At 54.4% G+C, this 1606-nt stretch carries 1 protein-coding gene and 1 pseudogene; one reads left to right on the top strand and one right to left on the bottom strand.

What is annotated here, in order from left to right:
• Positions 1–206 (bottom strand): hypothetical protein (locus tag AC1D35_RS36000; protein ID WP_477942775.1); only part of this gene is annotated, 206 nt, incomplete at its 3' end.
• A gap of 843 nt (positions 207–1049) precedes the next feature.
• On the opposite strand from AC1D35_RS36000, the pseudogene AC1D35_RS36005 reads away from it, so the two are divergent.
• A pseudogene (locus AC1D35_RS36005) lies at positions 1050–1606 on the top strand (IS30 family transposase); the annotation flags it as partial.

Raw genomic sequence — 1606 nt, forward strand, 5'->3', positions numbered from 1 at the left:
CGATAGACGATCTCGCTTCGATAAATCCCGGCGCGTATCGCTCTGTTCCTGGCACGACTGACGTTGCACTGCCCGATTGGAGGCGAAACATGCCAGTTGGAAGTGCCTTGCGCGTCGGTTTGCCAGCCTTCGGCTGAAGCAAGCGTCGAACCAACAAGCAGCGCGAATGCTGAAAGTACAAACATGGACGACAATCGAGATTTCACGATATTACTCCGAGGCGATCCAGCTATCGATGCCTCCGGTATTATCTGAAATTGCTGAATAGATCATCCGACAGTGGTCAATCGGCTTGGACTTCTCAGGGAATGGTGAACAATTGGAATTGCTCGCGACTGCGGCGACATGTCGGGGCACGGTACCGCCGGGTTCGGCAACCGGCTGCATCAGAAACAATGAAGCGCACCGATGGCCGTTCGCAGCTGCGTGTTCGGCGTCCTGATCCGGGGGGCTGCGAATAGAGTCGTGCCCGGTAGCAGCTCAAAGTGACATTGTTGACTGGTCGGGCGCTAGYGCGACGATCGACGCTAGGCGAGTTTAAGCCGGTAGGTGATCGATACTCATATGTTAGCACACGATGTGGTTGGAGAACTCGGCTCCCACAGAGGCGGCAACTGCACAAAGTTGGCATTGGTGGCTCGAGCTAATCGGCCGACGATATTCTTGCCTAACTGATGCGATGCGCGAGCTCCGGCGACGCAGCGATCGTAATCGCATGCTGTGACGAAGTTCTCGCGCCATTCCGGGCGAGCGCCAGATCGTCTTGGATTGGAAGATACGCGGGCGTCTCAGCTGTATATGGTGTAGGGCCTTCAATCGGAGTTTTGGTCGTTGATACAACCGCTTACCCGTAAACGTTTAGAATGCACACCTTTCGGAGTTTGGAGATTTTGACGTGCATTGCTTTGCGAAAGACGGAGGTGCCTTTTCACAATACAGCTAATAGTTCCATAAGATAGATTATGCGATTTTCATCTGTAAGGGGGTACATTCTATTTCCAAGTGCGACATGCCAATGATTTCAATGGCTTCACTTTRGAGATTTTGGCATGTCCCGATGCTATSMGCAAYTRWCCCTCGYCGATCGACGGCGRCTTCACCACCTCGTCGCACGCAAGGTGCCGATCAACRAGATGGCCCGCCAACTCGGGCGCMATCGTTCGACCATCTAYCGTGAGATCAGGCRAAATACGTTCCAGGATCACGAGTTTCCCGAATACAGCGGCTATTTCTCCACSGTTGCKGATGACATTGCCAAGGAACGACGCCGRCGCTTGAGAAAGCTGCGGCGCCATCCGCATCTGCGTCGTATGATCATTGAGAAACTGGAGGCTACTGGTCGCCGGAGCAAATTGCAGGCCGTCTTCTGGCCGATGGGATCAGCTTGCGGATCTGCGCCGAGACGATCTATCGTTTCATCTATGGCAAGGAAGACTACGGGCTTGGGCTTTACCGTTATCTGCCCGAGGCGCGCCGCAAGCGTCGTCCGCGTGGCTCTAGGAAGCCGCGCGACAGCGTGTTTCCAGCCAGCCACAGGATATCGCAACGTCCTGATTCTATTGGCGATCGATCGGTGTTTGGACACTGGGAAGGTGATCTTTTGATC

This window comes from Rhizobium sp. P1_E6 (assembly GCF_056405875.1).